General features: G+C 36.0%; 10 protein-coding genes. 6 read left to right on the top strand and 4 right to left on the bottom strand.

The window, feature by feature from the left end:
• Window positions 1-30: 30 nt before the first annotated feature.
• Complete coding sequence (locus BZG02_RS05835; protein WP_101260476.1) at window positions 31-534, top strand: SixA phosphatase family protein; 504 nt, start codon at window positions 31-33, stop codon at window positions 532-534.
• A 66-nt stretch (window positions 535-600) separates the two neighbouring features.
• Here the strand turns inward: BZG02_RS05835 and BZG02_RS05840 are convergent, their stop codons facing one another.
• From BZG02_RS05840 to BZG02_RS05855, 4 genes are all read right to left on the bottom strand, one after another.
• Entirely contained in the window at window positions 601-2,964 is a 2,364-nt protein-coding gene (locus BZG02_RS05840; RefSeq protein ID WP_101260477.1) for a type IA DNA topoisomerase, read from the bottom strand.
• A gap of 40 nt (window positions 2,965-3,004) precedes the next feature.
• Window positions 3,005-3,409 (bottom strand): response regulator, encoded by a 405-nt coding sequence (locus BZG02_RS05845; protein ID WP_101260478.1) that lies wholly within the window; start codon window positions 3,407-3,409, stop codon window positions 3,005-3,007.
• 63 nt (window positions 3,410-3,472) lie between these two features.
• Entirely contained in the window at window positions 3,473-7,087 is a 3,615-nt protein-coding gene (locus BZG02_RS05850) for a BamA/TamA family outer membrane protein (protein ID WP_101260479.1), read from the bottom strand.
• A 45-nt stretch (window positions 7,088-7,132) separates the two neighbouring features.
• Window positions 7,133-8,065: an SdiA-regulated domain-containing protein gene (locus tag BZG02_RS05855; protein WP_180335645.1), complete on the bottom strand. Its 933-nt coding sequence runs from the start codon at window positions 8,063-8,065 to the stop codon at window positions 7,133-7,135.
• Between the two features lie 180 nt (window positions 8,066-8,245).
• Here BZG02_RS05855 and BZG02_RS05860 point away from each other — a divergent pair, with 180 nt between their 5' ends.
• The 5 genes from BZG02_RS05860 (at window position 8,246) to BZG02_RS05880 (ending at window position 12,983) form a co-directional block, all read left to right on the top strand.
• Window positions 8,246-9,439, top strand: coding sequence for a Pycsar system effector family protein (locus BZG02_RS05860; RefSeq protein WP_101260481.1), 1,194 nt, complete (start codon window positions 8,246-8,248; stop codon window positions 9,437-9,439).
• An 80-nt stretch (window positions 9,440-9,519) separates the two neighbouring features.
• Window positions 9,520-10,221 carry a 16S rRNA (uracil(1498)-N(3))-methyltransferase gene (locus BZG02_RS05865; protein ID WP_101260482.1) on the top strand — a complete coding sequence of 234 codons (702 nt, stop codon included), beginning with the start codon at window positions 9,520-9,522 and terminating at the stop codon, window positions 10,219-10,221.
• A 7-nt stretch (window positions 10,222-10,228) separates the two neighbouring features.
• Entirely contained in the window at window positions 10,229-10,885 is a 657-nt protein-coding gene (locus BZG02_RS05870) for a DUF4159 domain-containing protein (RefSeq protein WP_101260483.1), read from the top strand.
• 130 nt (window positions 10,886-11,015) lie between these two features.
• Window positions 11,016-12,218 (top strand): 6-phosphofructokinase, encoded by a 1,203-nt coding sequence (locus BZG02_RS05875; protein WP_101260484.1) that lies wholly within the window; start codon window positions 11,016-11,018, stop codon window positions 12,216-12,218.
• A gap of 123 nt (window positions 12,219-12,341) precedes the next feature.
• Window positions 12,342-12,983, top strand: a complete 642-nt coding sequence (locus BZG02_RS05880; RefSeq protein ID WP_101260485.1) for a YgjV family protein — start codon at window positions 12,342-12,344, stop codon at window positions 12,981-12,983.
• The last annotated feature ends 11 nt before the right edge of the window (window positions 12,984-12,994 follow it).

The raw sequence follows: 12,994 nt of genomic DNA on the forward strand, positions 1-12,994 counted from the left end.
CATTATCACTAAACCCAAAATCCTCAAACCATGAAACGACTTATTCTTGTAAGACATGCCAAAACGGAAGGTATTCGTTACGATATTTCTGACTATCAGCGGAATTTGATTGATAGAGGAATCAGCGATTCGAAATTAATTGCCAACAAGCTGTTTTTAAAGAATAATATTCCCGATTTGATGATTTCTAGTCCGGCCAACCGAGCTATTGAAACCTCTTTATTGTTTGCGAATGTTTTGCACTACCCGCTTGATAAAATTGAGCAAAACGACGATTTATACGATGGATTTACAACACACGAATTTTTAGATTTACTTCATAAACTTGGAAAAGACCATGAAACAATTATGGTGGTTGGACACAACCCAAGTATCGAATATTTAGCCTTTAACCTGACAGAAGAATTCTATCACAGCGTTCCCACATGCACGGTTATTGGTATTGATTTTCAGATTCAGAATTGGTCCGACATTGAGGCTAGAACTGGAAAATTGGCTTTTTACGAATATCCAAAAAAATATAAGGAGGTATAATAAATTAGTCCCTAATTATAAAGAAACTATAAGATATACCTTCCCAATCGGGAAGGTATTTTTAGTTTATTGTTTTCCAAAAATAATCTTTCCCTGATTATCCAAAATCAATTTACCATCAACAATTTCTTGCGATTGAGGATCTTTAAAGCCTTTAATCAAAGACGTTTTCCCTTGGGTAGCTAAAGATTTTATTTGAGCTTCGCTCAATTTTTTCTCCATAAAAACAAAAGGGACAATAAACTTGCAACCATTTCGGTAATTGGAGCAACCGTAAGCTGCATTTCCTTTTAAAAGTGTACCTGTTTTGCAAACCGGACAGTGCCAAACTTCATCCTCTTCGGCAATAAATTCGATACTGAAATCGGGTGCAAAACCTAATTGTCCGTTTTGCTTCTTCCCATCTATTTCGAATCCTTTAATTTTAGGGGTTATTTTTTTCAATACCAATCCCTCTACCTGCTTATCGGTTAATTTCTTGCCTTCGAATTCGAAAGGAATAAGAATTTTACATCCATTGGCCCAATTGGAGCATCCCCAAGCATTATTGCCTTTTAAAATTTTCCCATCGCCACATTTCGGACAGCTTAATTCTTTTTTATTTGTTGGTTTTGTCTTGGCTTTTTTCTTTTCTTTTTCTTTCTCTTTTTCCTCATCAATTACTTCTATCTGACTGATGTTTTTCCTCGATTTTACATCCCAAACAATTCCTACCACCATATTTTTAAGCTCGGCCATAAATTGATTCACTTCGTAGTTCCCCAGCTCAATTTCATGAAGTTTTTTCTCCCATTGTCCGGTTAGCTCTGCCGATTTTAATAGCTCATTCTGAATGGTATCAATTAGCTGAACTCCCGTAATAGTTGCCTCGAGTCGTTTCTTTTCTCTTTTTATGTATTTCCGTTTAAATAGTGTTTCAATGATATTTGCACGGGTAGAAGGTCGTCCAATTCCATTCTCCTTCATTAAATCCCTCAACTCGTCATCGTCCACCTGTTTCCCTGCAGTTTCCATTGCCCGTAGTAAGGTAGCTTCCGAATAATACTTTGGTGCTTGAGTTTGCTTCTCCGCCAAATCGGGTGTATGCTCACCGCTCTCCCCTTTCACAAAGTCTGGAAGAATAACCCCATCACCAATATTACCATCTTTCGCATATAAAACACGCCAACCTGGATCCAAAATCTGCTTACCCGTTGCTTTAAAATCTATAGTGGTCACCTTTCCCATAACGGTGGTGTTACTCACTTTACAATCTGGATAAAATACCGAAATAAACCTACGTGTTACCATGTCGTAAACTTGCTTTTCGTCGTACGATAAAGCAGAAGGAGTAACTCCGGTAGGAATAATAGCGTGGTGATCGGTCACCTTTTTATCATCAAAAACCTTTTTCGATTTTTTAATTTTCGTTTTTAAAAGCGGTTCGGTAAATTCACTAAACGAAGTTAATTTTTGAAGAATGGCAGGTATTTTTTTATACAAATCGTCCGTAAGGTAAGTAGTATCTACTCTTGGATAAGTGGTTAATTTCTTTTCGTATAAACTCTGAATCATCCGCAAAGTATCTTCTGCCGAAAAACCAAGTTTACGGTTACAGTCTACTTGTAGCGAGGTTAAATCGTATAATCGGGGAGGCAGTTCTGTTCCTTTTTTCTTCTCAATAGAAACAATCTCGAATGGCTCCGAACTAATTTTTTCTAAAAACTCGAGCCCTTGCTCCTTTTGTTCGAATCGCCCATGCGTTGCACCAAAACTTACCTCACGATAAGTGGTTTTAAGCTCCCAATAGGTTTGAGGAACAAAATTATCGATCTCTTTTTGCCGATTTACAATCAAAGCCAAAGTTGGTGTTTGCACCCTACCAATAGAAAGTACCGATTTACCATTGGCATATTTCAAAGTATATAGTCGGGTGGCATTAATACCCAGCAACCAGTCACCAATCGATCGCGATGATCCGGCGGCATATAATTTATCAAACTCTTTACTATCGCGTAAATTTTCAAAGCCTTCCCGAATAGCTTCTTCTGTTAGCGATGATATCCATAGTCGTTTAACAGGCACTTTACACTTTGCTTTGTGCAAAACCCATCGCTGAATTACCTCTCCTTCTATTCCCGCATCACCACAGTTCACCACTTCGGTAGCTCCGGCAATTAATTTCTTAAGAGTGTCGAATTGCTTTTGCACCCCTTTATCGGGGATTACCCGAATACCAAAACGTGGCGGAATTATAGGTAAATCATTTAAATGCCAATATTTCCAATTAAGATCGTATTCATGAGGTTCCTTTAATCCACACAAATGCCCAAAAGTCCACGATATTTGATATCCATTTCCTTCGAAATATCCATCTTTTTTACTTTTAGCGCCTAAAATAAGGGCTATTTCACGTGCTACACTTGGTTTCTCTGCTATACAAACTATCATGCTTTACTCTCTTGTTTAAGGCAATATATTCTTGCTTATTTTATTTTCTTCTTTCTTTATTCAGCCACTTCTCCACCATCATAAACAATTCTATCTTCGAAACTGGTTTAAGAATAAAATCATCCATTCCAGCTTCCGCAGATTTCACTTGATCATCCGAAAAAGCATTTGCTGTCATGGCAATAATAGGTCTATCAAACCCATTCTTACGCAATTCAACAGTTGCCTGATAACCATCAATAATTGGCATTTGCAAATCCATAAATACCATTAAAACAGATTCTTTATTTTTCTCATAAAAATCAAGAGCTTCCTTACCATTTTTTACCCAATCGGTAGGAATTTTATCCATTTCCAGCAAACGAGATATGATTCTACCATTTATAAAATCGTCCTCAACTAATAAAATTCTTCCATTGCCGAGCTCTGACTTTTCTTTGTCCATTATGTCGTTTTTATATTTTCCATGTAAATATGTATTGTTTTATTCAATTATCATATTAAATTCTTAAAACAAGTATTTAAATTCGATAGAAACAATATCATCTTCCTTTGAATGGCTAAAATTAGCAGTAATTACCATTAATTTATAAGGTGCAAGCCAAATTCCTCCTCCATAGCCATGATGCCACTTGTCAGAACTCTCATTATCAACCCATACACGTCCAAAATCATTAAAACCTAAAACACCCACTTCACCACCTAAAAAATAGGATTTGAATCGAGCTAAACGAAATCGCAAATCGGTATTTTGATAAAGCATATCGTCTCCCGCAAACCGATCCTGTTTATAGCCTCGCAAATTCGATTTTAGCCCCAATTTATTGGCCTGATAAAATGAATATCCACTACTATTGTGAGCTGCTCCGGCACGCATTGCCAATATGGTTCTTTGCGGTCTTCCAAAACTAAGATACATTCGCATATCGGTTTCCATTTTATGAAAATCGTGATCGTGCTGTTCCAATCCCTTATAATATTTCCAACTAGATGTCCAATAAATTCCCCTTGATGGAAGAATTGCATTATCGCGAGAATCCCACAAATAACCGAAACTAAGACCAATATATCTTCGAGTATTAAAATCGGTTAAAGGATTCAAATCATTCTCTGAATTTGCAAAATCACTTACAAAACGATTGGGTGTGGCCTTTAGTTCTAATTGCTGATAAAAGGAACCAATAGAAACAGTAAGATTTTCACCAAACTCACGTTTAAATTGCGGATGAATAAAAAACTGAGCCATTCGAATTCGATTGTAAACCCCATCATCCGATTTATAATTTACGGTTTCATTCCCTAACCCGAAATAGTTTCCCTGGAAATTAGGCGTATTGTAATGAATGCTTGCTAAAAAATCCGTTTTTCGAAACACTTGTTTAAACTCTCCCGAATATTTCAATTCTACCGAAGGATACGCAAATGCATAATTGATAATAAATTTATGATACGATCCGTATGGTTCTTTCTTAAACCCTTGGCTTTTAAGATTTACGCCTGCACCCAAAACAAGTCCATCGTCGCTTACAAAATTTAGATTTGCTCCCGGACTAACTACATCGTATTTAAATGACTTTCTGTCGTAGGTATTTACTTCCGAACTTTTCCCAAATCTTTTTTTATAGGCTCCATCTCCTTTTATACTAGTGTTCGATTTATCGTAAATTAGTAAATTTTGTTTTTCAGTATCATACAACTTGAACTTGTCTTTTCCTTTTCCTCCAACAATACGAAGCTTCACTCCATTTTCAGCATTTCCATATGCCTCAAACTTATCTTTATCGCCAAGTCCGAATATTCTTACCTCATTGGTTTCATCCTTATTAAAAGTTCTGCTATACAAAAGTTCCTTTTTGTTCCCTTTCTTACTTAGTCGGTAACTGTCAACTGTTAATTGTCCGTTTTCCATCCAGTTAATTTCAAAACTCTCTCTATCATTTGTCCCTACTATATCCACTTCTTTCGCCAAAAAATCATAAAACTCCTCTGCTAAATCTGGCAGTTTATCTCTTCTCGCTATTAACTTTTGTATAATTTCCTCGCCCGAAATGGCATAAACCTCTTTTGGCAAGCCTTTCACCGATTCCCGAATAAGTTCATCACTTAATTTAGACTGAAGCTCTTGAGCCATTTCAATCCAGTCCTTTCTGCCTTTCGACTGTAAAAAATTCCGATCGAAATAACGAGCATTAAAACCTAATCCAACCACGTTATCAACAATGCTATCAAAAGATTGAAATTTTGGCATCGCCCATTTCCTTCTAATTAACCAAGGAATAGCTCCATCGCTATAGAAAAAAGCCTGATCGCGATCCCTGGGAATCGGTCTTGCATAAGTTTTACCGTCTTTTTTAAAGGTTGCCCATCTCCACTGATCATCGTGACGATCCCAGTCATTTATGAAAATATCGAACAAGCGAGAACGCAAAACTGCTGTTTCGTCAATTTCAAGATCCGTATTTTTAAAACGCTTTTCCAGCAACTTGTCTGTCCCTAAAACATCCTCGGCATTTCCAAAATTATCCATATCAGACATATCGCCGTTGGGACGCTCCTCGAAAAGAAAAAGTTCATTTTTAAAACCATCTTGATAAATTCCTAAACGCGGATCATCGGGAACATAAACAATTTTAGGATTGGTATGATAAACGCCCACTGCTTTTGCCATTTTGGGAACCGCTAAAGCCGCGTAGGGATAGGATTCCGAAATTCCATCTTGAACAATTTTAGCCGCAAAAGTTCCTTCCATACCATCCGGAATTGCCTTTTCGGTGTACTTTTCTACCGATCGTAACACGTATTGTTTTCCATCTTTGGCCTTTAATCGTAAGGATCTTGTTTGTTGTCCACCTCCTCGTTTTATAATTTTTAAACCTCCTTTTTCGGTAGCAATATCAAATACCGGAACACTTATTGGAGTTGCCCAGTCTTTCCGATAATTTTGTCCTAACAGCTGTATTTTAAGCTTCTTATCTGTTTCGTAAACAGTACTTGCAGCAATGGTAATGGTACTATCCGAATAATTAATTTCTTTGTATTTATTAATCAAATCTTCTTCGGTAGGAACTTGCTTGGTATAAAGTTTTTCTCGAAAAGCCAAATGAGCTTCCTGGTCTCCGTCGGCACCAACCGACCAAAATTCTAGCCAAACCTCATCATTGGAGTAAAAATTTATCCGCGAAAAACCAACTTCACGAATAGCAACATCCATTTTATTTTTCGACACATAATCGCTCTTACTTCCCGAACCCGAAACCACAAAAAAGGAATCATCCTTTTTGGTAAACTGCAAACTATTATCGTGAGCTGCAACGTTTATAATATTATCGTAACCAACTCCTACTTTATGAGACATATACCGCATTTGTTTGTAAAAAGGGTAGGCAAAATCCTGCGGCGTTCCAAAAAGCTTTCGATAAATCTCTACCGGACCAGGAAAAGCAAAATTTCCAGCATGCTTTCCCGCACTGTACATTGGATGATGCGTGGCAAATACAATTTTCTTATTCTTATTTCGCTTGATCGCATCATTTAGTAGAATTAAAAAGTCATCATTACTTTCTAAATCACACTCTGTTTCGGGCTTATTCCCCAAATGAAGCCACCATTGCGAATCTACAATTAACAGCACCACCTCATCGGTTAAGTCAATTTCAACCGGTCCCGGACAACCTCCCGATGGAAGAAAAACATCTCCTCGGCCCAGATAATCCTCCACGAATGTCTCTAAATTTAATAAAGCTTCCCATCCCCTACGCCGACCTTCATTCCATTCTTTTTCTCCAGGAATAAAAATAAGTTCTCCTTTAAAATCTTTTACCGAATTCAACAACTTCACCAAAGTAGGATCGCCAGTTTCTATATCATCAATTTCATCTTCCAAATATCCTTTCGACACGGTATTTCCCAAAAATACAAGTGTTCCTTTCGAACCAACTTCATTCATTTGGCTTTTTAGCATCTTGATATTTGGATCTACTATAGCCGCTTCGCCAATATCACCAATAAAAAAAATAGAATGATCAAGCAAAATAGAATCAGGAGCTTTCGGAAGTTCCATTTTTTGAGCAAATACAGTATTTACAGAAATAAAAACACTGATATATAATAGTATTCTCTTCATTATTTCATTCAAATTTTAATTACAATCTTCTTTGTTGTTGGTAATTTAATTTTGGTAGCTGAACTGGTAAATGTTGGCAGCTCGGCCTTTTCCTTCATTAGAAATAAACATCGTTCCATCCGGAGAAAAACAGATTCCTTCGGGTTGTCTAAATAGCTTTCGTTTCAGTTTTACCACGGCCAAAATATCCCCTTCGGGATTAAGAACTAGAAGTAGTTTCCCCACCGAACCTAACACATATAAATTATTCGTAATAGGATGCACTGCAACTGCCGAGGGTTGAAAGGTAACATCACCTTCTGATGGATTAATATGCTCCAATAAAGTAACCGCAAAACTTGTGTACCCATCAAATTTTAGAATATTTCTTATTTCTTTTTGATCTATCAAAAAAGCAGGCAAATCGGATAACTTATTTGAATCCAATGAAAATTTATAAATTGCCCGCTTCCCTTTAAATTTATTATTGGTTGCTGGTTTTCCTTTACAAGCTATTAAAAGACTATTACTTTTGGAATCGTAACCTAGTCCTTCTGTATCATTTCCCGCATTCAATTTCGTATTCGTTTTCACGGATAAAATATCCTTCTTTTTCATATGATCAACGGTAAAAACATTTCCATCCGATCGCAGCACAAAAACTTGATCGTTTACCACCTCAATTCCTTCATAATCACCTGATCGATCGAACTCATATTTTTTAGTGATCTCTTTCTTTTTTAAGCTAAACTTATAAATAGTTCCTTTCTCATCATTCACACAAAGCAAGCTATGATCATTAAAGTAGGCTAATCCTGAAATCTCCCTCAACTCATTTTTCAAATCATAGCGCTCATCGGCCTCCAAAATGGAATAGGGAAAATGGTAGTTATTATCAACTTCGTATACCAATTTTGAATCTGTAGTTTTTTGTTTACACGATTCGAAAAAAACAAGACAACTTGAAAGGCTAACATAGAAAATTAAAAAATTACGCATTTTTGAAAGTATCGCTGGAGTTATTATTTTGGAATCTAAAATTACATAAATAAGGCTCAATTCCCAACAAAAAAGAGCTAAGCAAGGCATTATTATCCAAATTTAAGACCGTTTTCCACTATAATGACTATATTTATTCATTACAATTTCATTTAGTCAACATCAGAAAAAAAAAGAGAAATGAATATCATCCACGAAGCGGAAACATTTGTTACTAATTTAATCCAAAGTACCCACCAACCTATATTCACCTACCACAACTTGGAACACACTCAAAATGTGGTAAAACAGGCAAAAAAAATTGGCTTGGAAACAGGATTATCTCCCGACGAAATGGAAAATCTTATTTTAGCAGCTTGGTTTCACGATACTGGTTACTACGAAAACTTTGCCAAACATGAAGAAATAAGCGCTTCACATGCCAGAAAATTTCTCGAAGAAAAAAATTACCCAGAAGAAAAAATCAAACAAGTTGTTGATGCTATTCTTCATACTAAAATGCCACATATCCCTTGTGACGAAAAAGTATGTAACGTACTTTGCGATGCCGATTTACACCACTTATCCACAAAAAGTTACATCAAAACTTCCGAAAAATTAAAGGAAGAAAGAGGCGGAATTCTTCAGCATGAAATTCACCCAAAAATGTATTGGGAAGAAACCTTACGTTTTTTAAAAGAGCATCATTACCATACTGAATACGGCAAAAAAGTACTCTCCAAAAAAAAGGAAGTAAACTATCAGAAAGTGGTTGAAAAAGTAGCTGGATTTCAAAGCAAAGAAATTAAGAAGCTTACCGAAATGGTAAGTAAATTAGAGCAACAAAACGTGAAGCTAAAAACTCCACAACGTGGCATCGAAACCATGTTTAAGGTAACATCCAGAAATCAAATAAATCTAAGTTCTATTGCGGATAAAAAAGCCAACTTGATGATCTCCGTTAACTCCATCATTATATCCGCTATCTTCTTTATTTTCAAAAATATAATGGACGTTCCTCACTTTATCATCCCCTGTATCATTCTTTTAATCGTATGCCTTTTCACCATTACCTATTCTGTTTTGGCAACCCGACCTATTGTTACATCGGGAACCTTCTCGCAGGAGGATATTAAAAAGAAGCGAGTAAATTTAATGTTCTTTGGGAATTTTCACAAAATGGCACTTACCGATTATTCGGATGCGTTGAAAGGAATGATGTCGGACTACGATGATTTGTATGATAGTTTAATTAAAGATCAGTATTTTTTGGGAAAAGTTTTGGGCCGGAAATATCGTTTTCTACGAATCTCTTATACTATTTTTATGTTTGGCCTTATCTTTTCTGTTCTGGCCTTTATTCTTGCCGCTGTTTATCAACCGATGGTTTGGTAATTTTTTATTTCAAAAAAATCTCTGAAAAGAAATACATGAGCTAACTTTACGGAATCATTTTTTTTTACTTGCATAAGCTTATGAACTTATTTTACACACCCGATATCCAGAATAAATTTTATCAGTTAGATGAAATTGAATCGAAACATTGCGTAAGAGTACTTCGACTGAAAGAGGACGACATAATTCATCTAATTGATGGAAAAGGCTCTCTATTTAAAGCAAAAATAATCGACGCACATCCCAAACGATGCACCGTAGAGTGTATTGAAACTCAGACTGAATTTGGGAAACTAGATTACAAATTACACATGGCTCTGGCTTCCACAAAAAACATGGATCGAACAGAATGGTTTATGGAAAAATGTACCGAAATAGGTATTCATGAATTCACTCCTCTACTCTGCCAGCATTCCGAACGAAAAGTAGTAAAACACGAGCGTTTATTTAAAGTAATCACAGCTGCCGTAAAACAATCACTGAAGGCTTATCATCCAATTTTAAATGAACAAACCAAGTTTTCCGACCTAGTTACGGCTCCGTTCGATGGCGAAAAATACATTGCTCACTGTAACGATGGTGAAAAAACTCATCTTAAAAATCTTTATAAAGCCAAACAAAATGCCTTAATTTTAATTGGCCCCGAAGGCGATTTTAGTATGGAGGAAGTAAATTTGGCAAAAGAAAATGGTTTTCAGGAGATCAGTCTGGGAAAAAGTCGTTTAAGAACCGAAACTGCCGGAGTGGTAGCATGCAATATTATTAGTTTAGAAAATCAATAAAATTTTAATGAGTAAAATTATCCATATCGCATTTTTTTTGCTCCTTAGCTTGTGCTCTTTTTCGCAAAACACAAGTGTTCGAATTGGTTTACTAAAATACAATGGCGGAGGCGATTGGTATGCAAATCCAGGATCGTTACCTAACCTTATCGAGTTTTGTAACCAAAATAACATTGCAACTATTTATAAAGATCCCAATACTGTTGAAGTAGGGAGCTCTGACCTATTCTCCTATCCCTTTGTTCACCTAACCGGGCATGGGAATATTGTTTTAAACAATCAGGAAGTGGCAAATTTAAGAAAATACCTTGAAGGTGGTGGTTTTTTACATGTTGACGACAACTATGGCTTAAATGCTTACTTCCGTCGCGAAATTAAAAAGGTATTTCCCAATGAAGATTTAGTTGAGTTGCCCTTTTCGCATCCAATTTATCATCAGGTGTACGAATTTCCTACCGGATTACCCAAAATTCACGAACACGATGCGAAAGCTCCTCAAGGTTTTGGTATTTTTCACAAAGGAAGACTGGTGTGCTTCTACACTTTCGAGACCGATTTGGGAGATGGATGGGAAGACCCTTCGGTTCACAACGATACAGAAATCAATCATCAAAATGCGCTAAAAATGGGTGCTAATATTATTTCCTACTCCTTTAGTAATTAGAATTATTCTTAATTACCTTATTCTCATACAATAAACAAATCTTACTTCTCTTTTGGTTTGAATTTATCTTAACAAAATGATACCTTAAAGTGATATTACATTGTTTTCAGTCACTTAAGATATTTACATTATGGCAAAATCAAATTCAACGAAAGGAATTATTGGAATTCTAACAGGAGGTGGTGATGTTCCAGGATTAAATCCCGCCATTCGAGCCGTAACCATTAGGGCTATTCGAGAAGGTTATCAAGTAATCGGTATTCGTAAAGGATGGAGAGGTTTAATTGATCTTGTTCGTGATAAGAAGACAGATAACAGTGAAAACTTTATTCCTTTAACCGAAGAATTGGTTAACAAAGTAGGTAGAACTGGTGGTACATTCCTTCACACCTCAAGAGTTAATCCGTCGAAAACTTCAAAAGATAGAATTCCTACTCACCTGAAAGAAAAATACAATAACGATGTGAATGATTTAACCGAAGAAGTTCTTGCTAATTTAGCCTTTCTAAACATCGATTATTTAATTCCAATTGGTGGCGACGATACCTTAAGCTATGGAGTGCGATTGTACAAAGAAGGTTTTAAAGTTATTGCCATCCCAAAAACAATGGATAATGACGTCCCTGGAACTGACTACTGTATTGGATTTAGTACCTGCATTACTCGAACAATTTCCTTAACACACAGCTTAAGAACCTCGGCTGGCTCGCACGAAAGATTACTTGTATTGGAAGTTTTTGGTCGATATGCTGGTTTTACAGCAATTCTACCAACACTTGCCGGTGCCGCAAATCGATGCGTTATTCCCGAATATAATTTCGATATAGAACGCCTCACCGAATTATTGATTCAAGATCGTTTTTCAAATCCAAGCCGCTATTCAGTAGTGCTAATTTCCGAAGGTGCAAGTTTTTCAGGTCAGGATATGATTTTTCAGGATGATGTAAGAGACGATTACGGACATAGAAAGTTAGGTGGAATTGGTGACCGCGTATCCGAACATCTAAAACAACTATCCCCCAAATACAATAACTCCAAACCAATTAATGTTATTAATCAAAAATTAGGATATATGGTTCGTTGTGGTGATCCTGACGCTATTGATTCTATTGTTCCAATGGCTTTTGGAAATCTCGCCTTAGATTTAATTATTAAAGGAGTTCACGGCAGATTAATTACACTTCGAAATGGAAGGTATGACAATGCTCCGATAGATATCGTAACCAGTTCTAAAAAATTAGTTGATGTAGAAAGGTATTACAATATCGACCGATTAAGACCTAAATACAATAGCTTCGAAATGCAACCATTATTTTTAATGACTGGATTGTAAGAAGAAAAAATGTTTAGTACATTTGAGGAACCTTTCGGAATCGGAAGGTTTCTATTTTTACAAGAAATCCCAAACCATTTTTGAATCCTCTCCAAGGCTTATTTTATCACAACACAAATTATTATGCTGGAATATAACATTTTAGGCATTCAATTACTTGAATGGATTGGCTATGCAGCCTCGGTATTGGTATTGGTTTCTTTAACGATGACATCCATTGTAAAATTGAGATGGTACAATTTAGCAGGAGCTATTCTTTTCTCTGCTTACGGATTTTTAATCGGTTCTTTACCCGTAGGAATCATGAATTTCTTAATTGTTTGTGCAAACCTGTATAATCTGCAAAAAATGTACAAACAAAAAGAAGATTTTAAAATTATTGAAATAAAAGAAAATGATGAGTTGTTAAACTACTTTCTTAACTCCTACCAAAAGGACATTAAGATTTTCTTTCCTGATTTTAAAATGAACAAAGAACAATTAGGAATGTTTGTATTGAGAGACATGGCGGTTGCAGGAATTTTTATCGGATCTAAAGACCAATCGGGATTACGAATTGAATTGGATTATGCACTGCCTCAATACCGCGACTTTAAAGTAGGCGCTTACCTATACAATCAACTAAGTAATATTTTATACAAACACAATATAGATTCCGTGTATTGCGACACCAAAATAAATCTAAAATACATGGAAAAAATGGGATTCGAAGCCTCCGAAATAGATGGCCACTCCATTATGCAAAAAACATTAAAAAAGCCCTAATAGGGCTTTTT

Source organism: Labilibaculum filiforme (genome assembly GCF_002843315.1).
Classification (GTDB): domain Bacteria; phylum Bacteroidota; class Bacteroidia; order Bacteroidales; family Marinifilaceae; genus Labilibaculum; species Labilibaculum filiforme.